Here is a 22,556-nt window from a genome sequence, read left to right on the forward strand (position 1 = left end):
TGAGCGGAGGGAATTTTCTGGGAACCGAGTCCGCCTGGACGGCGGGCGCCCCAATCAACACGAAGACGTGCAGATATACATAAAGTCAACAGCCCGGCGGGAGAACAGCACATTGCGCTTGGCAGCCATGTTCTCTCCTTGATCTTCGGGCTCAGATGCAGTTGTCCCACGGGAACAGCTGCCGCAATCATGCGCCACCGCTGTCGGGCGTGTCAACACGCGCGCGTTGAACGATGGCGGTTCCGTCATCAAATAGCCGACGAGGGCAGGGCTCTATTCCCGCTTTGGGTTCTCGCAATGCCCATCCTGGGTTCTCGCCCCAGGACAGAAGCAGAGGACGGAGTTCAGTTGATGATGCGGCGGCTTGCCAAACGCGGGTCGTCGCGGAATGTCGACAACAGAAGAGAGCTGCGCGCTTCGGTCACAAGCCCCGCAGCGGCTCGACCCAGCTGGACCGCCATGCCGTGGAACAGGTTCACCCCGCGCTTGCCGATGCATAGCAGCTGCGCGTCAGCCGACGCCTCGGCCAGCGCCTGCACCGGGTTGGACGATTCAACGAATTTCGCGGACGCCTTGAGATCGCGGAACTCCGAGCGCAGCCACGTGAGATCGAAGTCCACCTGCGAGTTCGCCCGCTCAGAGTTGTCCAGGGTCCCGGTGGCTACAACCACGTGCAGGGGCACACCCGCCCGCTGCGCAAAAGCCGCCGCATCGAGCGCTGCGACCGCGGAATACTCCGAGGTGTCCATGCCGACGACAACCGGGCGTTCATCACGGGCGTCTTCACTGCCCTCGGAATCGTCAATCGGCCGGTGGATCACAACCGGACACAGCGCGTGCCCCGGCAGCCCGCGGCTGACAGTGCCGATCCGGCCTGCAACAGGCTGATCCGAACCGTGATGGCCGATGACCAACAGCCCGGCATCCATGCCGCACTTGTCGAGCTCTTCGGCAGGGTCACCGAACAGCACACGCGATTTCACCTGGGCGCCTTCGGGAACCACGAGCTTCGACATAACCCGCTCGATTGCCGCCTGACCCTTTTCACGGTCCTCCGGCGTTCCAACAGTCGTGAAAGTGCCGGGCAGGTTGTGTTCGTAATCGCCTGCCGGCCGTTCGGTTTTGATGACGGTGACAAGGTCAACGGGAGCGTCCTGCGCGAAATTGTCCACGGCGAACTGCGCCGCTTTGCGACTCGAACCAGAACCGTCGATTCCGACGACGACGTCTCCGCTGATCTTCACGTGCCACTCCCGATAAACGCTCTGCCTTCTCCTGCACCCTACTGTAACTCGGACCACACACCCTGAACACGCACCGAGGCGCCGCCCACCTTTTCCCAACCGGCACCTCGGTGCCGTGGCGGGAAAGCTGCGCGGCGCCTCGTAAGACAAAGAAGAATCTCCCCTTCCAGACCGGAAGGGGAGATTCTTACGCCGAGCCGCCTGCCGGAATCGAACCGGCGACCTATTCATTACGAGTGAATCGCTCTGCCGACTGAGCTAAGGCGGCAACTCGAAAAGAATACTCGAACGTCAAGCCAAGAGCAAAACGATCGCACCGGCTGAGTCCGCACCCAGTAAGGTGACAGGGTGGCTTGCCCACCGCCGCGCAACAGTCGGCGCGCACATGCCGACCAACAGCAATCGACAGCAGGAACAGGGAAAACACCAGTGGACAGCACGGAACTCGACCGATTCATCCGACACTTCCGCACACTCGTGGAATGCGAATCCCCGTCGATGGACCATTACGCGCTGTCTCAGTCCGCCCGCGTACACGCCGCCGTCGGCAAAGAGCTGCTCGGAACGGCACCCCGGATCATCACCGCGGCAGACACTCCGCACCTTCTGTGGCGGTTCGGCACGCAGCCGCGGAAGGTCATCATGATCGGCCACCACGACACCGTGTGGCCCATGGGCACGATCGACACCATGCCCTTCGCCGTCAACAAGGGCGTCATCACCGGCCCCGGAACGGACGACATGAAGGGCGGGAACCTCATCGCCCTGTACGCCGCCGCCCGAGTGCAGAAGAAACTCGGCTCACTCGACGGGCTGTCAATCTTCATCAACGGCGATGAGGAGCTCGGCTCACCATCGTCCCGCCACCTGATCGAAACGGAAGCCCACGGAGCATCGGCCGCTCTGGTATTCGAATCCGGCGGGCCCGACGGTGAGCTCAAAGCTGCCCGCAAAGGCGTTGCACTCTACGGCCTCAACGTCACCGGTCGGGCTGCCCACGCCGGTGTGGAACCTGAGCGAGGCATCAACGCCACGATTGAGGTCGCCCACCAGATCCTCGGTGTAGAACAGCTGAACTCCCCCGAAGTCGGAACGACCGTCGTCCCCACAGCTCTGCGATCCGGCACCACCACCAACACCGTCCCCGCCGAAGCACAGCTCGACATTGATTCGCGCGCACTCACGGTAGCCGAACAGCTGCGAGTCGACTCGGCACTGCACGCGCTCAACCCGCATCTGCCCGGCGCGCAGATCGAACTGACCGGCGGCATCAACCGCCCGCCCATGGAAGAGCGCTCCAGCCGACCGCTGATCGAACTGGCGCAGCACATTGCCGATAGTCAGGGCCTGCCGGAAGTGCGGCCGATTTCGGTCGGCGGAGGTTCCGACGGCAACTTCACCGCGGGCATCGGCGTTCCCACGGTCGACGGCCTCGGCACCGTCGGCGGAGGTTCGCACGCTGATGACGAGCACGCGCTCATCGACTGGATCGGCCCGCGCACCACGCTGACCGCCGGAATGCTCGAACACCTGCTGACAGAAGGCCTGTGAAGCTGAGCCAGGCTGATCTGGCAGCCGCCGGCTGGTTCACCAACCGCGTTCAGCCAGGCGGTGAGGCGCCGGGAGGTCAGCGACGTTGATGCCGACCATCGCCTCGCCCAGGCCGCGGGAAACATCTGCGATGACGGCCGGATCGCTGTAGTTCTTCACCGCGGTGACAATGGCCTTAGCTCGGGCTTCGGGATTGCCGGACTTGAAAATGCCCGAGCCCACAAACACGCCGTCAGCACCCAGCTGCATCATGAACGCAGCATCGGCCGGGGTGGCAACACCTCCTGCAACCAGCAGCGGAACCGGCAGGCGACGCTCGCGCGCGGTTTCAACGACGAGTTCGTACGGGGCTTGGAGTTCCTTGGCGCATACGTAGAGTTCGTCCGGCGCGTTTTCGTACAGGGAAGCGATTTCGCTGATTTCGCGATTGAGCGTGCGGATGTGCTTAGTGGCCTCCGAAACGTCGCCGGTACCCGCCTCACCCTTCGAGCGGATCATGGCCGCGCCCTCGTTGATGCGGCGCAGGGCCTCGCCCAGGTTGGTCGCACCGCAGACAAACGGGACCTCGAAGGCGTGCTTGTCGATGTGGTGGACGTAGTCGGCTGGGCTGAGAACTTCAGATTCATCCACGAAGTCCACGCCAAGCGACTGCAGGACCTGTGCTTCGACCTGATGGCCGATGCGGGCTTTGGCCATGACGGGAACGTCAACGGCCTCGATGATCGAGTCGATGAGGTCCGGGTCGGACATGCGGGCAACACCGCCCTGCGCGCGGATATCGGCGGGCACGCGCTCCAAAGCCATGACCGCGCACGCTCCCGCATCTGCGGCTATGCGGGCCTGTTCGGCCGTGACAACGTCCATGATGACGCCGCCCTTGAACTGCTCGGCCAGTCCTCGCTTGACCATGCTCGACTGTGCGGCGGTCTGATGTCCGGGTGCTGTCATGGGGTTCCTTTCGGTCTTCGGCCGTCGCAGTTGGTGCAGCTGGCGCGGCTGCGGCGGTCCTGTGATGTGACTTTGCCCATCGTGGCCCGCAAAGCGGCGCAAAGCGAGGTCCAGTTCAGCCTGAAACAGATAGACCACTTAGCTGATGGTCGGCTACTGTCTGAGCATGGCCCGCACCCCTCGCCCCGTGACTCTGCCTGTGTCTGTCGACCGTGCGGCAAGCGCGTCGCTTCCCGTGCAGATTGCCGGACAGCTGCGCGCCCTCATTGAAACCGGAACTCTTGCCCCCGGTGCTGAACTGCCTTCAACCCGCAGCCTCGCCCGCCTGGCAGGAGTCTCACGCGGCACGGTCGTCGCCGCCTACGACCAGCTGACAGCAGAAGGATGCATTGTGTCCGCCGAAGGGTCCGGCACGATCGTCAGCCCCGCCCTCGCAGCAGTCCCCCGCCCAATGGCCCCAGATGAGCCGCGCACCCCGGGCGGTTCCGGCGTACGCGGGCAGGCACCTCGGGAGCTGGGCACCGGAATGCACGGAAGCAACACGATCAGCGAGACCAAGGCGAACGTGACAAGCCGCACGAAGGCGGGCTCCGCCAGGTCAATCAGCCTCCTGCCGTCGCGCGTGGACGGCTCCGGGATCGTGTCGCCCATGTGGCGGGCAGCGTGGCGGTCGGCCGCGAGTGCTGCCGAAGACGACTTTCGGGCAGGGACCGCTGAACCGTTGGGCCTTGGCGAGCTGCGAGCCGCGTTTGCCGACAGGCTTCGGCGGGTACGCGGTATGCACGCCTCAGCCGAGCGCGTGGTCGTCACCGCAGGCGCCCGCGACGGTCTCCGGCTGGTTCTGGACTGTCTGCAGCGGCGGATGAGGCGAGATGACGAAGCGGCCGGGTCAGCGGGGTCAGCTGGGCGTCCGGTGCTGAGCATCGGCATTGAGTCCCCCGGCTACCCGGGTCTGAGGCGGGCCGTCGAGGCTTTGGGACACCAGCTGATTCCTGTGCCCGTTGACGATCACGGGCTGGTGCCCGAGCAGATTCCGGCCGGTTTGGACGCGCTCATTGTGACGCCGTCACACCAGTATCCGCTGGGCGGTTCGCTGCCGCTGGCCAGGCGTCTGGCGGTATTGGCCGCCGCCGAATCGCACGGTTTCGCTGTGATCGAGGATGATCACACCGCCGAATTCCGATGGAATGCGGCACCCTTGCCGACTCTGGCAGGACTTGCTGTTGCCGGGCGGACGCCGGTTGTACTGCTGTCATCACTGGCTTCTCTCATAAGTCCCGGCATTGCTCTGGGGCACCTGCACGTCCCGGCGGAGTGGTTTGACGACATTGCGGTTCTGCGCGCACAGCTGGGTGCGCCGGTGGGGCGGATTCCACAGCGGGCAGCCGTGAAGCTGATCGAATCTGGCGGTTTGGAGCGCCACGCGGCTGCTGTGCGCGCCCAGAACCGGATCAAGCTGGATGTTGTGCGGACCTTACTGGGCCGTGTTCCCGGGTTTCATGTTGACGAGGTGCCCGGTGGTCTCGCTGCCGTTGTCACCATGGACCTGCCAGAGGCTGAGCTGGTTGCCGCAGCCGAGGCGCACGGGGTTCGCGTCCAGCCGCTTTCGGAGTATTGGGCTGGCGGCCTGGCTGACGGCGGTGGTGACTATGCGGGGCTGCCTGACGGGGTCGTTGTGGGTTTCGGCGGACCGGAGGACGAACTGCACACGGGACTGCGCAGGCTTGTGGAGGCCGCACGTTCACTGAGGTGAGCTGCAGTGCACCGGCTCAGCGCACTGACTCAGCGCACCGTGTGATTTTCCAGCCAGGGGTTAGCCAGCCCGATGAACGCCGCTTCGACAATCAGCAGGGGTGCGGTGTTGGTCTGCAGGCGTTCGCGGGCGAGTTCCAAAACATCAATGCGCTTGAGCGTTGTCGTTGCGTCGCCTTGTTTTGCGATTTCGCGGATGAGTTCGGCTTCGCTGATGTTGATGAGCGTGTCGCCGCTGCCCAGCTGGGTCAGCAGGACGTCGCGATACAGCGAAAGAAGTTCCAGCATGATCGAATCAAGTTCATCTGCCCGCGCCCGCACTGCTCGGCGCTTCTGTTCTTCTTCCAGCTTCTTGACCTGCGACCGCAGGGCTGGTGGAACTGCTTTGCCGGGTTCAACGCCGAGGGTTTCGAGCAGTTCGGCGCGCTCTTTTTCCGAGCGGGCTTTTGTGCGCTCTTCTGCGCGTTCGGATGCCGCTTCGACCGTTCGACCTGCCAGCCGCACTGTCGCTCCGACGGATGTGAGCCGACGCGGGATTTCGAGGATTCTACGGCGGGCCTGGGCGGCATCGTCGTCCAATGCCAGGTGTTTGGCTCGCCCAATGTGGTTTTGCGCGGCAGCCGCAGCCCACCGAGCACGTTCGGGGTCGATGCCGTCGCGGTTGACCAGCAGCTGTGCGACGGCTTCGGTCGGTGGGATTCTCAAACCGACGGTCCGACAGCGCGACCGGATGGTGGTGAGAACGTCTTCGGGGCTGGGTGCGCAGAGGATCCACACTGTGGAAGGCGGTGGTTCTTCGATGGCTTTGAGCAGCACGTTGGACGTGCGCTCGGCCATGCGGTCGGCGTCTTCGATGATGATGACGCGCCAATCAGCGTTGACCGGGGAACTTTGGGAGGTGCTGACCAGCTGACGCACTTCGTCAATGGAGATGACGGACTTCTGCGTACGCAGCATTGTCATTGATTCGTGCGTGCCTGCCAGTGCTCGCTGAGCTGCGGGACTGAGGCTTTCGCCGTGGTCTTCAGTCAGCAGCGCAGCGGCGAAAGCCCGGGCGGCGTTGGACCGGCCTGAACCGGGTGGGCCCGTGATGAGCCACGCGTGTGTCATCCCCTGGCCTGCGGCAGCGGCAGCGAGTTCGCCGATTGCGGCCTCTTGGCCTACGAGGTCGTTCCACACGCTCAACGGCGCCCCCTGCGGGCTTGGCGCAGCCGTTCACGCGCCTGACGTTCGAGTTCGGTCTGCCTCCGCAGCTTGTCAGCGCTCTGCTGCGGTTGGGACGGCAGGATTCTGGTTGCGGCGTCTGCCTCAGGACTTACGGCGGGTGTGTCCGGAAGAATCGCGTCTGCTTCCGGCACCGGAGTCGGCTGAGGCGGCAACACGACCGTCGCCGGCGCGGCTTCGTCGCCATCGTCCTGGGAGCTTTCGCCGTTGTGGTGCGCTTCAACATACTGCTGGCCGCTCTGGGCGAGCTTTTGTTCCTCTTCGGCCTGCGCGAATTCATCGTCAAACGGCATGGCCTGTGTGGCATCGGGGTCATCTGAGGTCAGCAGATCCGCCGCAGAGCGCCGCGACGGACCGGGCGCAGCATCCGCCGGTTGCGGACTGCGCCCCAGGCTTGCAGCGTCAAGTGCCCGGTCAAGGGCAGCCGCAATGTCCTCCGAGACTTTCTGGACGGGCTGATCGGCGTTGATGACGACGTACCGGTGCGGGTTTTCCCTGGCCAAAGCGAGGAAGCGTTCGCGCACACGCCCGCGGAACTTTGCTGACTGTTTGTCAAGGTGGTTTTCATCGCCGCGCTGTGATGTGCGTGCAGCGGAGGCTTCCGGGGAAATGTCCAACAACAGTGTGAGGTTGGGCATCAGACCGTCGGTTCCCCAGGCCGACAGTGCGAAGACGTCTTCTTCTGCAAGTTCGCGACCCGCGGCCTGGTAGGCCAGCGATGAGTCGATGTAGCGGTCAGTGACCACAACTCCGCCGGACCGCAGGGTGGGGTCGACCAACGATGCTACGTGGTGAGCCCTGTCAGCGGCGTACAGCAGAGCCTCCGACTTCGGCATGACTCCCTGACCGTCAAGGATTGCGGCGCGGATCTGCGCGCCTTTGTCGGTTCCACCGGGTTCGCGAGTCAGTTCGACATTGTGCAGCCCCCGGTCGGCCAAATATTTGCCGATGAAGTTGATCTGGGTTGATTTGCCCGATCCGTCAGGGCCTTCGACGGCAATGAAGAATCCGCGCTGCGCGGTCCGCGGGGAGGGAGTGCGCAGACCTTCACCGGGTGACGCCTGCCCCCGCGAGCTCTGTTCTGCCTGGTTCCCAGCCGGAGCGTGGACTCGGGTTGGTGCGTCGGAATCGTCTGGGGCGTAAGGCTGTGCGGAATCGGCGTCCCCTGTTGTCCGGGAGCGAAATGCGTGGACGATGTCGACGCCGATTCCGTGAATGCCCGTGGGTGAGAACAGGAACAGAGCGGCAATTCCGCCGCCGGCGGCGAGCAGACCCACACTGGACACGGCAACTGCCGAACCGGTGATCTTCCACGTTGATGCTTCGCTCAACACCACCGTGAAGCGCGCATCCAGGCTGAGGATGAGCAGAGTGATGATAGCGCCGATTCCCAATCCGATGCGCCGCGAGATCTGGTAGTCCTGCGCCCGCACGCCCACGCCGACAGCGAACGCCGCTGCCCCGAACAGCAGAGCAGTGCCCGAAACTTCGTGGACCATGCCGCCGAAGATGGCGAGTATGCCCGCGCCGATCAGCGAAAAGGCGGTGAGTCTGGGTCGGGTCATACCGGGAGCAAATGTCGGCCCCGCTTCGTAGCCTGCAGCCCAGCCGATCAGCACGGCGCACACCATGAGCCCCAGGCTCATAATTCCGAACGATTCGTCAGAAGCAGTGGGCACAATCACTACGAAAATCGAGCCGATTACGCCGAACAGAGCGTACACCGGCCACGGAGCGCCCACGTCTACGTGTGCACGGGCCTGCCGCAGAGCGCGCGTGAGCGGAAATGCCCCGGTTGAGGGAATCCGGGAACGCTGCAGCGGCGAGACGATAATGAGAACACCGGCCAAGATGATGACAATGCCTGAAGTGAAAACAGTCCAGGGAACGGCGAGCATTCCGGCGCCGATGCCGGCTCGAATCTGCGCGACTGCGCCGATGAAGAAGAAGATTCCTGCGGCAACCGTGCCGGCCCGCCAGGGTTTGGTGTGAAGTTCGGGGGTGTGAATGACCTGCAGGGAAATGAGCGCGCCGAGGAAAAGCGCGGCGATCGCACCCATCCACACCGTCGAATACACGCCGAAAACAATGAGGACCACGCCCGTCAACACGGACGTGATGGTCAGAATCAGAGTGCGCTGCGAAACGTCCATTGCGCGGACGCGCTTAAGCGGCAGAAAGCTGCCGATGCTCAGAAGCACGATGGCCGCCAAGTAGGCGGGGTTGGCGAAGTTCCGGTTGAAATCACCGTCAGCTTCGCGCTGCACAACGGCGGCGAGCGCACCGCCGCGGGCAGAAGCCCCAAAGCCCACGACACCGGCCAGGGAGTATGTCAGCAGAACCGAGGACATCACGGCCAGCCACGTTGCGGCTTCGAGAACGGCGTGCCCGATGACACCGCGCTGCGGACTGATGACCGCCATACGCTCAGAGGTGTCTGTGTTCGGACCGCCGAAAGTCTGGTCGGCCGAAAGCCTCTTGTCACTGCTCATATGCTGACCTCCTGTCTCCTGACACTCCCAGCCTACGTTGACCCCCTGACATGACGCTGAACAGACACGTCCCGGCCCGCTACAGTGTTTCCGTGCCGACACTCCATTTCCTGCCCCGCGGTCACGACGATCCGCTGACAGCGCTCTCTTTAGCCCGGGTGCTTCTTGATTCGGTGCGCGAAGGCCGCAGGCCCGGCGCGCTGCGCATCTACCGGCCCGAGCCGACCGTTGTGTTCGGCGGACGAGACAGGTTCCTCACCGGGTTCGACGAAGCGGTGGGAAAGGCGCGCACAGCCGGGTTCACTCCCCTGCTGCGCACACTCGGCGGGCGCGTGGCCGCCTACCATCACGGCAGTCTCGTCATCGACCACGTGGAGCCCGCAGACCAGATGTTCACGGGCACAAAGGCGCGCTTCACCTCGTTCGGCGACATGTACGTGCGAGCCCTCCGGTCGGTGGGGATCGATGCGAGGCTCGGGGAAATCCCCGGCGAATACTGCCCGGGCGAGCACAGCGTCAACGTCGCAGGAAAGATCAAGGCGATCGGCACGGCACAGCGGGTGACGAAGACAGGGTGGCTGTTCTCATCGTCGGTGGTCATCACCGACCCGGCACCCATCCGATCCGTGCTGACAGAAGTCGAAGCGGCTCTCGGGGTTGACTGGGACCCAGCCACCGGCGGAGCAATCAGCGAAGTCCACCCGGATGTCACTGTCGACGCCGTCGAACGGGCGTTCACGGCGGAGTATGCGCGCGAATACGACCTCGAAGCCTCGGAGTTCTCAGCCGAGGAAATTGACGCGGCCGCCGCGTACAACTCAGTCAGCAGGCTCGACTCCACTTGCTAATGCAGGTCCACGCTTTAATGCAGCGCATCAGCGCGTGCATCTGCATTACAGCGTGCGAACGGCCCGACGCGACTGCGCAGGCAGCCCGGATTGACACCAGCCCACAGGGCGCAGCGCCGCCACGGCCGCGTTCACGCAGTTTTAGCTTCACTGCAAGAGTGAGTTAACCGACGAATACGACGGTGTAGAGGTTCGAATTTCGGCCTGCAGAAAGTACACCCGTGAAGCTCACTCGTCTTGCACCAGCAGTCCTCGCCACCGGTTTGGCAGTCGGCTTCGGCATCACACCCGCCATTGTCAGCACACCCGGAGCCACGGCGCCGGCAAACGCGCAGACCGCCCCGGCTGGCGCCTCGTTCGCTCGAACCGCAACCTACCCCGTCTACGAAAACCGGCCCAAGGGCGCTGACATCGCCGACGAAACCGTTGCCGAAATCTCCGACATCTCCGACGACGGCAAGACGATGGTGTACACGGACGCAGCCGGAAAGCGCATCGGATTCCTCGATGTGAGCGACCCCGGCAGCCCCAAGGGGCTCGGCACCGTCAGCCTTGCAACCCTGGGCAACAAGGGCGATGAGCCGACCTCGGTCGCAGTTGTGGGCGAATACGTGCTCGTCGTAATCAGCGAAACCGGCAAGGACTACGAAAACCCGAAGGGTCGCGTTGACGTCATCAAACTGAGCGACCGCAAAAAGGTCGGCTCCTACGATCTGGGCGGCCAGCCCGACTCGATTGCCATCAGCCCCGACGGCAAGCGCGCCGCAATTGCGATTGAAAACGAACGCGACGAAGACAAAGGCGACGGCGGGCTCCCCCAGCAGCCGACCGGCTTCGTCCAGACGATCAAGCTCGAAGGCGACCCCGCCTCAGACTGGAAGCCCGCACCTGTTCGCTTCCACAATGAGGACGGCACTGCCCTGCCCAAGGTCGCCACGGCCGGCCTTGACACTCCAGAAGACCTCGAACCCGAGTACGTTTCCATCAACAGCCGCAACCAGCTTGCTGTCACCCTGCAGGAAAACAACGGTGTGGCGATCATCGACCTGAACACCAATGAGATTCAGAGCGTTTTCAGCACCGGCAGCGTCGACCTTGAGAATGTTGACGCCAAGAAGGACAAGCTCATCAAGCCCACAGACTCGCTGGGTGGCGTACCGCGTGAGCCCGATGCGGTTGCCTGGATCGACGATAAGCACCTGGCCACCGCCAATGAGGGCGACTGGAAAGGCGGCAGCCGCGGATGGTCGGTCTTCGACAGCAGCGGCAAGGTCGTGTGGGATGCGGGTTCGTCGATCGAAGACATCGCCAACCGCTACGGCCTGCACAACAACAAGCGCGCCGACAAGAAGGGCCCGGAAATCGAGGGCATTGCAACGGCGACCATGAACGGCACCCGCTACGCTTTCGTCGGTTCGGAACGGTCGAACTTCGTTGCCGTCTACAACGTTGAAAACCCGGCCAAGCCCGAATTCGTGCAGCTGCTGTTCAGCACTAACGGCCCCGAAGGCATCCTGCCGGTCGAAAACCGCAACATGCTGCTGGTTTCCAGCGAAGTCGACGAAGCCAAGGCTGGCGTGCGCTCCGCTGTCAACGTCTACCAGCTGTCCGACAAGAAGGACCCACAGCCGTCGATCGTGGCTGATAAGTCCGAACTGGGCTTCAGCGCTCTGGGTGCGCTGACCTCCCACCCGACTGACGCGAAGACCCTGTACGCCGCATCCGACTCCGCACTGGCCGAAGGCCGCGTGTACACCGTCAATGTCAGCGACGAAAACGCACCCGCCCGCATCACCGAAGCACGTTCGGTCACGAAGGGCGGCAAGCCTGCCGAAGGACTCGACATCGAGGGCATTTCCGCACGTGAGGACGGCGGCTTCTGGATTGCCTCGGAAGGCAAAACGGGTAAGAAGAACGCCATTCACCGCACCGACGGCGACCTCAACATCAAAGACAGCATCAGCCTGCCGGACGACGTTGCCAAGCACGTCGGCAAGTGGGGGCTTGAAGGCGTTGACGCAATCGACGATGGCAAGGGCGGCGAATACGTCTACGCCGCACTGCAGCGCCCCCTGTGGAAAGACCCCGAAGCCGACAAGCCCGAAGCTCTCGAAGGCGACAACACGGTGCGCATCGGCCGCTACAGCACCACGGACAAGACCTGGGAATGGTTCTCCTACGAACTCGACTCCACTGACAAGGCCGGCGACTGGATTGGCCTGTCCGAACTCACCGTGGTCAACAAAGACACGCTCGCCGTGATCGAACGCGACAAGCAGAACGGCCCGAACGCCGAAATCAAGCGGATCATGAAGGTTTCACTGCCGGACGGCGCTGCTGCTGGTGGTGAAGCTGACTCCGCTGACGAGGCGCCGGTCGCCGGCAGCGGCACTGCTCCGGGCGCCGACAGCTCGGCCTCGGGTGCCGACGGTGAGACCAAGGCTGCAGAGGAAAGCGCAAAGCCGCAGAAGGTGAAGAAGGCTGTTGCGGTTGACGTGCTGCCCAAGCTTCAGGAACTCAACGGCTGGACACAGGAAAAGCTGGAAGGCTTCACCATCGCGGCTGACGGGCAGGCCTACGCCGTCACCGACAACGACGCGCTTGAAGACGCAACCGGCGAAACCGTGTTCCTGCGGTTGGGCAAAGTCTTCGACGGCGCAGAAGACTCGGCAGAAGAACCAGGTGACGACGCCGCCGAGGGCCCCTCGGACAAGCCCACCGAAGATGCTGAAGACGCAAAGCCCGGCGACGGTTCCAACGACGGATCCTCAGACGAGTCGACGGAAGGCGGTAAGCCGGGCGGCACCTCGGGAGACTCTGACGGTGCAGGTTCGGCAGACCAGGCCCAAGGCGGCGCCGAAGACGGAACCGACGGCGGCGCTGGCGACCAGGCTGGTGAGGACGAAGGTGGCACGGCCACCTCAGAGGCGAAGGCACCTTCCTCGCAGGGCGGTTCACTGCCGCGCACGGGTGTGAGCATCGCGGCGGCCCTTGCTGCGGCTGCCGTGTTCATCGGCGGAGGCTTCGGTCTGCGCGCTTTGGCCCGCCGTCGCGGCTGATTTCCGGCCCGGCGGCCGGCCACCTGGCCGCCTGGCCACGCAGATTCGCTCTTTAATGCAGATTCACGCGCTGATGTGCTGCATTAAAGAGCGAATCTGCATTAGCGCGCAAAACCAGCCTGGCTAACGGGCACGAGGCGGTGCTTGATGAAGGGTTTGGCTGCCCCTAGGGCCGCTGGTGTGCAGGACGGCGATGTTTCAGCCGAGCAGGCCCAGCTCTTTGAGGCGGGAACGCAGACGGTCGAGGTCATGGAGGTCACGCCACATGATGCGGACAACCCTGTAGCCCAGTCGATGCAGCTGATGCTCGCGTTCCTTTTCGCGCAGGAGCTCATCGCCGTCGTCGCTGAATCCGCCATTGGCTGTCGACCGATATTTCACGGCCCCGTCGAACTCGATGATGATGCGCTTATCTGCGATAAGTCCGTCAACGCGGGCAACGAATATCCCGTCTTCGTCGAGGATTTCGACTTGCTGTTCGAGGTTGCGGACTCCGAGCATGCGCAGCTTAGCCATACATACGCTTTCGCCATAGGACTCAGCAAGTCCGTTGGCCAAGCGCAGCGCCCAGCGCACACGCGCACAGCCAGCACGGTGGGCGTAAGCTTCAGCGATTTCGTGGGCTTGGGCTAACAGCTGTTCGCGCTGGAGGGGAGCTGCGCGCAGAACAGCGTCCAGCACCGCCGTGCCGTATTCGACGGATTCGTCTGCGGCCAGATCGACAGCGGTTCGGACGGGGCTTGTAATGGCAAAGCCCCGCCAGTCAGCGATTTCTGCTTCGCCTATCTGCCTGCGCCGCCGGTGAACAGTCTCGCCCCTACGCGACAGATTCGGGTTGGTCAGTTCGACGGTGCGAGGCACAGCTTTGACGGGCAGCCCCTGCAGCAAAGCAGCGGTCGAATGGCTGAGGACATCATCCCGGTGCGCCGTTTCAGCGATCAGCGCTGCCTTTGCGGTGTGCAGATTCGCCTGCATTTGACGCCACGCAGCATTGCGCAGTTTTGCATCCGCACGCGCAGCCAAATCAACCGTCGCCTGATCCGCGAGCTGCCAAAAGTGCCGATGTCGAGGACACAGTCGCACAACCGCATAGATCCCGCGGTGCAGGCGTTCAATGCAACACGAAACGGCTGACCGCAGCTGTCCCATTTGGATGCCGCAGGTCGCCGCCATTTGGTTGGTGAAAACACTATGCACTCTTTTATGTCACCGCAGCAGCTCAGTTTCCACAAGAGGGTCTGCACAACCTGTGGATAACTTCGGCCGCCCGCATTGCGCCAGATTCACGCGGCAGTGCAGATCCACGCGCTGTTGTGGCGCATTAACGCGCAAACCTGCATTAGCGCGCAGGTCCGGGCCGGCGCCGGGCACAGCAAAGCCCGGTCTGCATTACTGCACACAGACCGGGCGATACTTTTGAAAATCAGTAGCTGGAGAAGCCGTCTTCGCTCAGCACGTGCTTTTCAGTGCCGTCGATCGGCGGGTTGAAGATGCTCAGCAGCTCCATGTCTTCGTGATCGGAGGCGCGCAGGTAGTGCGGGTCGTGCTTGTCCAGCACGTAGATGACGCCGGGGGTCACGGGGTACACATTGCCGTCCGTGTCCTCAACATTGCCAGACCCCGAAATGCAGTAGCAGGCTTCGAGGTGGTTACGGTACTCAAGTTTCGATTCAGTTCCCTTGCGCACAACGGTGCGGGCAACTGCGAAACCCATGTTGTCTTTTGCAGTCAGGACGCGCTGGCTGGTTCCAGCACCCCACTCGACGGATTCGACATCGTCAACGGAACGTGTGAACACGGTGCCTCCTATAAGTCGTATTGAGAAATACGTATGTTCATTCACGCTATGAAAACGTCCCCTGCGCATTCAAGGCTCAAGGGACATTTTCAGAGCTTACCTAGGATTCTCTGCGGCCACGGTCAAAGGGTAACCGGGCTCACGGCAAGGTCTAACACAGCTGTTGACAGCATCCAGACCGCTGGCCGCGGCTCATCTCAATCGCGCTGCCGTCGGTGTCCTAGCGGCACAGACACACCAGTCGCCAAAGCAGAGAGGCATCCCTCCCCGTCCGTCACGATTTCTTAGCGGTGCTGGTCTTAGCCGTCGTCTTCTTCGCAGTGCTGGTCTTAGCCGTCGTCGACTTCTTAGCGGAGCTGGTCGTCGAACTGCTCTTCTTAGCCGCAGTCGTTTTGCGCGCAGTGGTCTTGCGCGTGGTCGTTTTCTTCTTGGCAGGCCCCTTGGCGCGCTTTTCTGCCAGCAGCTGGAATGCGCGCTCAGCGGTGATCCCTTCGACTGTGTCGTCCTTGCGCAGGGTTGCGTTCGTGGTGCCGTCAGTGACGTAAGGACCAAAACGACCGTCTTTGAGCACAACCGGCTTTTCGGAGTTCGGATCGGTGCCGAATTCCTTCAGCGGCGGTTTCGCAGCACGGCGACCGCGGGTTTTAGGCTGTGCAAAAATCTTTTCAGCTTCTTCAAGCGTGATGGTGAAGATCTGCTCTTCGGATTCGATAGACCGGGAGTCTGTGCCCTTCTTGAGGTACGGACCGTAGCGGCCGTTCTGTGCCGTAATGTCCACACCTTCGGCGTCCTGGCCGACAATCCGCGGCAGGCTCAGCAGCTTCAGCGCTTCTTCCAGCCCGATGGTGTTGAGGTCCATTGATTTGAACAGGCTCGCTGTGCGCGGCTTGGGCTTCTTGGTTCCCCGCTTGGGCTTTTCGTCCGGTTCCGGCAGGACCTCTGTGACGTAGGGGCCGAAGCGGCCGCTCTTGGCGACAATCGTGTGTCCGCTTTCTGGGTCCACACCGAGTTCGCGGTCGCCGTCGCCTTGTTTTTCGATGAGTTCGCGAGCTTTTTCTGCCGTGAGTTCGTCCGGGGCGAGGTCATCGGGCAACGACACTCGTTTGGGCTGTTCAGGGTTGTCGCCTTCAGCTTCGAGGTAGGGCCCGTAGCGGCCAACGCGCAGGTTGATGCCCTCTGCGATGTTCACCGTGTTCAGTTCGCGCGCATCGATGTCGCCGAGGTTGTCGACGATTGCCTTGAGCCCAACGTGGCCGACGTCGGAGTCCATGCCCGCCGGTGCGTCTTGACCGTCGTCGGCGCTGTTGCCGAAGTAGAAGTCGCGCAGCCATTCGGCGCTGTTTTCATCGCCCTTGGCGATTTCGTCGAGATCAGCTTCCAGACCAGCGGTGAACTGGTAGTCGACAAGGTCGTCGAAGTGCTCTTCGAGCAGCTTGACCACCGAGAACGCCAGCCAGCTGGGAATGAGCGCGTTGCCGCGGGTCGTGACGTAGCCGCGGTCTTGGATGGTGGAGATGATTGCCGCATACGTTGAGGGGCGGCCGATTCCGAGCTCCTCCATGCGCTTGACCAGGCTGGCTTCTGTGAAGCGCGGCGGTGGTGCGGTGGTGTGGCCGTCGGCTTCCACCCGGTCGACCGACAGTGCGTCGCCTTCTTTGACGTCCGGCAGGCGGCTCTTGTCCTTTTTGTCGGATCCGTAGCGTTCGAGGTCCTGGCCTTCTTCGTAGGCGGCGAGGAATCCCTTGAACGTGATGACGGTGCCGCTTGCGGTCAGTTCGGCGCTGCTGCCGTTGCCGAGGTCGGCGTTGATGCGCATGGTCGCGGTCGAGCCTTTGGCATCAGCCATCTGGGATGCGACGGTGCGCTTCCAGATGAGTTCGTAGAGCTTGAATTCGTCGCCGCGCAGCTGCTTTGACACCTGGGCCGGGGTGCGGAAGTGGTCACCGGCGGGACGGATGGCTTCGTGGGCTTCTTGCGCGCCTTTCTGCTTGGACGCGTAGATGCGCGGCTTGGAGGGCACGAATTCGGGACCGTAGAGTTCACCCACCTGACGGCGAGCAGCTGAGAGTGCTTCTGTGGACAGCACCGGCGAGTCCGTACGCATATAGGTGATGTAGCCGTTTTCGTACAGCGACTGTGCGGTGCGCATGGCCTGGCGCGCGCTCATGCGCAGCTTGCGACCGGCTTCCTGCTGGAGGGTCGAGGTGGTGAAGGGCGCTGCGGGGCGACGCGAGTACGGCTTGGTCTCCAGTGCCGCCACCGACAGTCCGTCTTTGGCGTCACCGCTGAGCTTTGCGGCAAGGCCTTCGGCATCCTGCTGGGTGAGGATGCGAGCTTTGGTGCGCGGTTTGAGTGTGCCTGCGTCGGTGAAGTCGCGGCCCTGCGCGATCTTCTCACCGTCAACGGCGGTGAGCTTGGCTGCGAAGCTCTCGCTTTGGCCGGGAGCCTGCAGGTCGATGTCGAGGTCCCAGTAGTCGGCTGAGATGAACGCCATGCGCTCACGTTCGCGCTCGACAACCAGGCGGGTGGCAACGGACTGCACGCGGCCGGCAGACAGGCCCGCACGGACTTTGCGCCACAGGACGGGCGAGATTTCATAGCCGTACAGGCGGTCGAGAATGCGGCGAGTTTCCTGCGCGTGCACGAGATCGTGGTCGATTTCGCGCGTGTTCTCCAGCGCCCTTTCGAGGGCTTCCGGGGTGATTTCGTGGAACACCATGCGCTTGACCGGAACTTTGGGTTTGAGCACTTCCAGCAGGTGCCACGCGATGGCCTCGCCTTCGCGGTCTTCATCTGTTGCCAGGTAGAGTTCGTCGGCCTCTTTGAGCAACTTGCGCAGCTCGGTGACCTTCTTCTTTTTGTCGGGGTCCACCCGGTAGTAGGGCTTGAAGCCGTCGTCCACGTCGACCGCGAATTTGCCGTAGGGCCCTTTTTTCATGTCCGCGGGCAGTTCAGAGGGCTGCGGGAGATCCCGAATGTGCCCCACTGAGGCTTCGACGGTGTAGCCGTCGCCCAAAAAGCCGACAATCGTCCGCGCTTTCGTCGGGGACTCGACGATCACCAAACGACGTGGTTTCTTCTCAGCCACAGTTTTCCTTTCCACGGACACGCTGCGAATGTAACACCGGGCACTGACACGGCGGCACCGCTGATGATCGCACCGCCGTCTGTGAACTGCTTTCAGCCGCTGTCAGCAGCTGTACGACACGGCCCGGGTGCGTCCAGCTGTTCTCACCTGACTGTAGCGGTCTCACTCGAGTACAGGGTAGACGAACCCGAGCGGGAGTATGTCGCGCACTTGCCTGACCAGCTGCTGGCACAGCTTGTCAGAATCGACTTCGAGCAGGGCGGCGAGCGCCCCGGCGACGGTCCGCAGGGTCATGCTCCCGTCAGCCACTCCGATGAATGCCGCAAGTGCGGTGTCGACCGTCAGCGTCTGCCCGAAGCCTGTCCCCTGGGCCATTTCGATGACGGACGGATTTTCGCTGCCGGGTTCTTGATGTCGGTGTTCGACGATGTCGGATCCGCGCACGAACGCCGTGGCTGCAAGTTCTGAGTCTTCTGCACCTTCGAGCCATTCGAGCATCGCCATGCGGGTGTCGAGAAACGCTGCCAGTCCCGCCGCGTTTGCCCCGAGTGGTCCGCTGATGCGGTCAGCGGCCGCGAACGCCGAGGCAGCCGCGCTGCGTTTGAAGCGCACCCACCCGAAGGCGATCTGCTCGACTGAGCGGGCAGCGAAGTCGTCAAGCCAGGCTGCGGTATCTGTGTTCCACTGTCCACTGGCCCGAGCCACCCCGCCGTCGCGAATCCAGGTGTGCGCATAGGCGGTCGGAGTCAGCTGCTCACGTTCAATCACCATGAGCGATGTTTCGCCTGCGGCCGAACCCACACCCGCAGTCTGCTCGTGCTTGTGCCAGGCGACGGGGCCGGCCTCAGCTCCCGACTGGGCCACTTCCCAGTTGCCGAGCATGGCGGCCTGCCCGCCTTCGGTCAGGTGGCCCGGAATATCGCGCACCAGCGAGCGCATCAGCTGGTCACCCGGCAGCCCGCCGTCTCGGTACTCAAACTGCCCCCGGGCAGCCTGCGGCGTGATCACGAACGGCGGGTTGGTCACCAGCAGATCGACAGCCTGCCCGCGCAGTGGCTCCAGCAGGCTGCCCCTGCGGGTTTCGATGTTGTCGATCCCGTTGATCTGCGCGTTCAGCCGCGTGAATTCAAGAGCGCGCGCAGAGATGTCCGTGGCGATGACGCTGTCTGCGTGCAGGGCCAGAGCAAGCGCTTGAATACCGCAGCCCGTGCCGATGTCAGCCGCTGTTGTCACGGCTTCGCGCGGCGTGATCTCAATGAGAGTGCGCCCGGCACCACCGAGTCCCAGCACGTATCCCCCGTCGAGAACCGTCGGCTGGGTCAGCGTGCCGAAATCGGAGGCCAGGTAGAGGGTGTCGGGTTTGCGCTGCCCCACCAGCCGCGGCACGCCCACGGGCAGGGAGTACGGGACAATCGACACTGAACTCACGAGGCGCCGCTCGCCTTCCACTTCATACTCACCCGGGTGCTGATCACCTGAGTGCGATTCACCAGCATCGGCTGGGACCAGCAGGCCCGCAGCGCGCAGCGCACTGGTGAGATCAGCACCGAGTGCATCTTCAGCGCTGGCAGTGGGAACAGCATCCGCCAGCAGGAACAACCGTGCGACAACAGCAAGCGAAACGGAGCTTGTGCGCGCAAACCACAGGGCGGGCGCGGCATCGTTAGTCAACAGCGCCTGATCGACGTCAGGCCCCCACAGAGCTTTCAAACCCGGCTGCGTGTACTCCAGACCTTCCAGTGATGAGCGCAGGTGCGAGGGCCATTCAGACCCCGCGGTCTGGCCGCGGCCAGCGGGCTCTCCAGAACCCGCTGCTGCTTCAGAGCCTGCAGGCATTCCAGCAGCCCCCGCAGAGTCGATCTTGGGCACAGCCGGCAGTGAGCTTCGCATATTTCCTTCCAACAGCAGGCGGCAGACAGCGCATATCAAGCCTACGCACAACGCAGGCGCGTGAGAGAATGCGCGCATGCCGTCCGCTCTTACCGACCTCCTCACTCGCTTTGGCGAACGTGCCGACCGCGTGACGCACATTGAGAGCATTCCGCAGCGGCATGCAGTTACCGGTGACTGGCCCGACTGGGTGCATGACGACGTCACCGCGGTATTCGCCGGTACGGGCATCACCAAGCCGTACAAGCACCAGGTCGAAGCTGTGAACAGCATTGCATCAGGCACTGACACAGTGGTGGCGACCGGCACCTCGTCGGGGAAGTCCCTAACCTTCCTCGTGCCGATCCTCGACTCGATTGCCCGGACTCGCGACAGAGTCCGCCCGGCAACCTCCATATACCTGGCACCGACCAAGGCCCTGTCACACGATCAGCTCACCGCCGCAGCGAGCCTTCCCCTGCGGGGACTGCGTCCGGCAGCCTTCGACGGGGATGCTTCGCACGCGCAGAAAGACTGGGCTCGCAGGTGGGCCAACCTGCTGTTCACCAATCCGGACATGCTGCATCGTTCGGTCCTTCCGGCCCACTCCCGATATGCGCGCTGGTTCAAATCGCTGCGGTTCATCGTCGTCGACGAAGCCCACCGGTATCGCGGCGTTTTCGGCTCACATGTGGCGCTGGTGCTGCGTCGACTGCTGCGCATTGCCGAACACTACGGCGCCCAGCCTGTTGTCATCGGCGCTTCGGCCACCATGAGCGAACCCGCTGAGACATTCGCTCGGCTGACCGGCCGCCGGGCTGCCGCTATCACCGACGACTGCTCGCCGCGGGCCGCCGGCGAATTCATCCTGTGGGAACCGCCGCTGCTGCCCGGGTCCGATGCCACAGACTTCATGCCGTCCCCAAGCTCCGATCCGGCAGACGCAGACCCTGCCGCGGCCCGTGACGCGGCTGCCCCCGATGACCACCAATTGCCCACGGCCGCGCCGCGTCCAGTCGACGCAGCTCGCCGATCCACAATCGCCGAAGCCGCAGACATGCTCACCGACACCACGTGTGCCGGATACCGCTCGATTGCCTTCATCGCATCCCGGAAGGGAACCGAGGCTCTCGCAGGGGCGATCCGCACGGAAGTCGAAAGCATCGCGCCAGAACTGACGAAGACTATTGCCGCCTACCGCGGGGGCTATCTCCCAGAAGAGCGCCGCATGTTGGAAACCGCTCTGCGCAGCGGCAAGCTGCGCACTGTGGCTTCGACAAATGCTCTGGAACTGGGCATAGACATATCCGGTCTCGATGTGGTCGTCATGGCCGGCTGGCCCGGCACCCTTGCAGCCCTGTGGCAGCAGGCGGGACGGGCGGGCCGATCCGGTCAGCAGTGGTGCGCCGTGCTCATTGCCCGCGATGACCCGCTGGACACCTACGTGGTCCACCATCCCGAGGCGATCTTCGACACGCCCGTCGACGCCGGCGTCATCAACCCCTCCAACCCCTATGTCCTGGCGGGTCACCTGCTGGCCGCAGCCGCCGAACTGCCGCTGACAGCCGACGACTTCCCGCGCTTCGACGCCCACACCCACCCAAGCACGGGCCGACTCCCCACAGACCGGGCCACCACAGCCCAGCCCGAACAAGCAGATGAGCGGGGCGGCGCCTCGTCATCTCAAACAGCTCAGCTTGTCTCCCAGCTGACCGAACACGGAATGTTGCGGGCCCGGCCCACCGGGTGGTTCTGGACAAAAGCGGAATCGGCGGCCGCGCTGACCGACATTCGCGGCTCCGGCGGCGGGCAGGTCAGGCTTGTCGAACAGGAAACTGGCCAGCTGCTGGGAACGGTTGACGACGCCAGCGCGCACACACAGACCCACACCGGCGCGATCTACGTCCATCAGGGCGTCGAGTATCAGGTGCTGGACCTCGACTTGGACAGTTCGGTGGCGATGGTCCAGCAGGTCACGGTGGACTTCACAACACAAGCGCAGTCGACAACCGAAATCAGCATTGTCGAAACCCACGACCAGTTCGCCCTGCCCAGCGGCGTGCGCGTTTTCACCGGAACCGTCGACGTGACCGACCAGGTCACATCGTTTGTGCGCAAACAGAAGCGCACCGGGGTCCGCTTGGGGGAGTTCGAGCTCGATCTTCCCGCCCGCACCCTGCGGACCACGGCGGTGTGGTGGACGGCACCGGAGGGCCTGATAGCCGATGCCGAGGTGGATGCGGCGGACTTGCCGGGTGCGGTTCACGCGGCTGAGCACTGTGCAATCGGCCTGCTGCCGCTGTTTGCCGGCTGTGACCGGTGGGACATCGGAGGGGTGTCATCTGACAGACATGCTGACACCGGCATGGCGACGGTCTTCGTGCACGACGGTCAGCCGGGCGGGGCCGGATTTGCCGAGCGCGGCTTCACTGAGTTCCGTCGCTGGTGGCAGTCCACACTGGACACTCTGGACAGCTGCGAGTGCGCCAACGGCTGCCCCAGCTGCGTGCAGAGTCCCAAGTGCGGCAATGGCAATGAGCCGCTCGACAAAGACGCCGCCCGGCGCCTGCTGCTGCAGATGCTGACGTGAGGGGTGTCCTCACGAAAGCGAGGTGGCGCCCCGGGAGACAGGGCGGCCCGGCAGCCGTGTGCCGCCTCGCCGGGGCCTCTCGGCGCTCCCCTG

The 22,556-nt window shown here is 63.5% G+C and carries 14 protein-coding genes and 1 tRNA gene; 6 read left to right on the plus strand and 9 right to left on the minus strand.

The features are described from left to right. Window positions 1-344: 344 nt before the first annotated feature. Window positions 345-1,244, minus strand: coding sequence for a universal stress protein (locus tag HMPREF3162_RS10130; protein ID WP_070573191.1), 900 nt, complete (start codon window positions 1,242-1,244; stop codon window positions 345-347). Window positions 1,245-1,439: 195 nt separating this feature from the next. After that, window positions 1,440-1,512 (minus strand) — tRNA-Thr (locus HMPREF3162_RS10135). Window positions 1,513-1,673: 161 nt separating this feature from the next. Here HMPREF3162_RS10135 and HMPREF3162_RS10140 point away from each other — a divergent pair. After that, window positions 1,674-2,795, plus strand: coding sequence for a M20 family metallopeptidase (locus tag HMPREF3162_RS10140; RefSeq protein ID WP_083318987.1), 1,122 nt, complete (start codon window positions 1,674-1,676; stop codon window positions 2,793-2,795). A gap of 36 nt (window positions 2,796-2,831) precedes the next feature. On the opposite strand, the gene pdxS is transcribed toward HMPREF3162_RS10140, so the two are convergent. Next, window positions 2,832-3,743, minus strand: coding sequence for a pyridoxal 5'-phosphate synthase lyase subunit PdxS (gene pdxS / locus HMPREF3162_RS10145; protein WP_070573188.1), 912 nt, complete (start codon window positions 3,741-3,743; stop codon window positions 2,832-2,834). A 166-nt stretch (window positions 3,744-3,909) separates the two neighbouring features. Here pdxS and HMPREF3162_RS10150 point away from each other — a divergent pair, with 166 nt between their 5' ends. After that, window positions 3,910-5,496: a MocR-like pyridoxine biosynthesis transcription factor PdxR gene (locus HMPREF3162_RS10150; protein WP_176747349.1), complete on the plus strand. Its 1,587-nt coding sequence runs from the start codon at window positions 3,910-3,912 to the stop codon at window positions 5,494-5,496. A gap of 29 nt (window positions 5,497-5,525) precedes the next feature. Here HMPREF3162_RS10150 and HMPREF3162_RS10155 read toward each other — a convergent pair whose 3' ends face one another. Both HMPREF3162_RS10155 and tmk read right to left on the minus strand, forming a co-directional pair. Then, window positions 5,526-6,680, minus strand: a complete 1,155-nt coding sequence (locus HMPREF3162_RS10155) for a DNA polymerase III subunit delta' (RefSeq protein WP_070777741.1) — start codon at window positions 6,678-6,680, stop codon at window positions 5,526-5,528. Beyond that, window positions 6,677-9,211 carry a dTMP kinase gene (gene tmk / locus HMPREF3162_RS12065; protein ID WP_070777742.1) on the minus strand — a complete coding sequence of 845 codons (2,535 nt, stop codon included), beginning with the start codon at window positions 9,209-9,211 and terminating at the stop codon, window positions 6,677-6,679. Before tmk ends, HMPREF3162_RS10155 begins: the two co-directional genes overlap by 4 nt. A gap of 92 nt (window positions 9,212-9,303) precedes the next feature. On the opposite strand from tmk, the gene HMPREF3162_RS10165 reads away from it, so the two are divergent. Together HMPREF3162_RS10165 and HMPREF3162_RS10170 are read left to right on the plus strand one after the other, a co-directional pair. Then, the gene (locus HMPREF3162_RS10165) at window positions 9,304-10,059 is read left to right on the plus strand and encodes a lipoate--protein ligase family protein (RefSeq protein WP_070573477.1); all 756 of its coding nucleotides are present in this window, start codon (window positions 9,304-9,306) and stop codon (window positions 10,057-10,059) included. A 221-nt stretch (window positions 10,060-10,280) separates the two neighbouring features. Then, window positions 10,281-13,118, plus strand: coding sequence for an esterase-like activity of phytase family protein (locus tag HMPREF3162_RS10170; RefSeq protein WP_070777743.1), 2,838 nt, complete (start codon window positions 10,281-10,283; stop codon window positions 13,116-13,118). A gap of 198 nt (window positions 13,119-13,316) precedes the next feature. Here HMPREF3162_RS10170 and HMPREF3162_RS10175 read toward each other — a convergent pair whose 3' ends face one another. After that, window positions 13,317-13,979, minus strand: coding sequence for a PDDEXK family nuclease (locus HMPREF3162_RS10175; protein ID WP_141759590.1), 663 nt, complete (start codon window positions 13,977-13,979; stop codon window positions 13,317-13,319). A gap of 39 nt (window positions 13,980-14,018) precedes the next feature. On the opposite strand from HMPREF3162_RS10175, the gene HMPREF3162_RS11715 reads away from it, so the two are divergent. After that, window positions 14,019-14,252 (plus strand): hypothetical protein, encoded by a 234-nt coding sequence (locus HMPREF3162_RS11715; protein ID WP_141759591.1) that lies wholly within the window; start codon window positions 14,019-14,021, stop codon window positions 14,250-14,252. A 289-nt stretch (window positions 14,253-14,541) separates the two neighbouring features. Here HMPREF3162_RS11715 and HMPREF3162_RS10180 read toward each other — a convergent pair whose 3' ends face one another. The 3 genes from HMPREF3162_RS10180 to HMPREF3162_RS10190 all read right to left on the minus strand — a co-directional run bounded on the left by HMPREF3162_RS10180 (window position 14,542) and on the right by HMPREF3162_RS10190 (window position 19,894). After that, window positions 14,542-14,916 carry an ectoine synthase gene (locus tag HMPREF3162_RS10180; protein WP_070777745.1) on the minus strand — a complete coding sequence of 125 codons (375 nt, stop codon included), beginning with the start codon at window positions 14,914-14,916 and terminating at the stop codon, window positions 14,542-14,544. Between the two features lie 274 nt (window positions 14,917-15,190). After that, window positions 15,191-18,004 (minus strand): type I DNA topoisomerase, encoded by a 2,814-nt coding sequence (topA, locus tag HMPREF3162_RS10185; protein ID WP_141759592.1) that lies wholly within the window; start codon window positions 18,002-18,004, stop codon window positions 15,191-15,193. Between the two features lie 162 nt (window positions 18,005-18,166). Then, the gene (locus HMPREF3162_RS10190) at window positions 18,167-19,894 is read right to left on the minus strand and encodes a DUF7059 domain-containing protein (protein WP_256282711.1); all 1,728 of its coding nucleotides are present in this window, start codon (window positions 19,892-19,894) and stop codon (window positions 18,167-18,169) included. A gap of 76 nt (window positions 19,895-19,970) precedes the next feature. Between HMPREF3162_RS10190 and HMPREF3162_RS10195 the strand changes: the two genes are divergently transcribed. Continuing rightward, complete coding sequence (locus HMPREF3162_RS10195; protein ID WP_070777747.1) at window positions 19,971-22,463, plus strand: DEAD/DEAH box helicase; 2,493 nt, start codon at window positions 19,971-19,973, stop codon at window positions 22,461-22,463. Window positions 22,464-22,556 lie beyond the last annotated feature (93 nt).

Source organism: Brevibacterium sp. HMSC07C04 (genome assembly GCF_001815905.1).
Taxonomy (GTDB): Bacteria; Actinomycetota; Actinomycetes; order Actinomycetales; family Brevibacteriaceae; genus Brevibacterium.

Bases quoted from the DNA above. Each gene is read 5' to 3' on its own strand.
- pdxS (WP_070573188.1), bottom strand. From the start codon at position 3,743: ATGACAGCACCCGGACATCAGACCGCCGCACAGTCGAGCATGGTCAAG.
- tmk (WP_070777742.1), bottom strand. From the start codon at position 9,211: ATGAGCAGTGACAAGAGGCTTTCGGCCGACCAGACTTTCGGCGGTCCG.
- HMPREF3162_RS10150 (WP_176747349.1), top strand. From the start codon at position 3,910: ATGGCCCGCACCCCTCGCCCCGTGACTCTGCCTGTGTCTGTCGACCGT.
- HMPREF3162_RS10195 (WP_070777747.1), top strand. From the start codon at position 19,971: ATGCCGTCCGCTCTTACCGACCTCCTCACTCGCTTTGGCGAACGTGCC.
- HMPREF3162_RS10190 (WP_256282711.1), bottom strand. From the start codon at position 19,894: ATGCGAAGCTCACTGCCGGCTGTGCCCAAGATCGACTCTGCGGGGGCT.
- HMPREF3162_RS11715 (WP_141759591.1), top strand. From the start codon at position 14,019: ATGGCTGAGGACATCATCCCGGTGCGCCGTTTCAGCGATCAGCGCTGC.